Source organism: Synechococcus sp. OH2 (genome assembly GCF_047462155.1).
Classification (GTDB): Bacteria; Cyanobacteriota; Cyanobacteriia; order Thermostichales; family Thermostichaceae; genus Thermostichus.
Map to the genome: position 1 here is coordinate 11,718 of NZ_JANSIR010000106.1, position 474 is coordinate 12,191.

The window sequence follows — 474 nt, forward strand, 5'->3', positions numbered from 1 at the left end:
GATCCCGTAGGTGAGGGGAATGCCGGGGTTGCGCTGGCTGTAGCCTGACTTCAAGGCCAAGACAAGGCGAACCATTGTGACGCTGCCATCCATCTGCAGCACCGCCGGGTTGGGCAGGGAAGTGTCCAGCTTAACCGGGCCGGCAGGCAGATTGGGGGCTTGCGCCTGGGGAAGGTTGGGTGCCGTCGGGGCTTGCGGCTGGGCAGCCGGAATCTGGCTGGGGACAGAAGGCACGTTCCCTCGATTCAGGAAAGAGTCAAATAGGCCGGAGCGATAGGCATACCAGCCGCCTCCCCCCAGTATCGCCAGCAAAAGAATGTAAACAATCGGAGGCGGGCCAGAGCTTTGTGCGGTCATGGGATCCCCCCAGAGAAATTCGCAGTCCGGACATTATGAGACCTTCCCCTTCCGTTGTATCAATTGCCTGGGGAGATTGGGTAAGCGTCAGGTTAAGGGGCATCCCATCCCACCTCG

The 474-nt window shown here is 60.3% G+C and carries 1 pseudogene; it reads right to left on the bottom strand.

From position 1 onward, the window contains the following. A pseudogene (locus tag NW835_RS10640) lies at positions 1 to 357 on the bottom strand (phosphate ABC transporter substrate-binding protein); the annotation flags it as partial. Positions 358 to 474 lie beyond the last annotated feature (117 nt).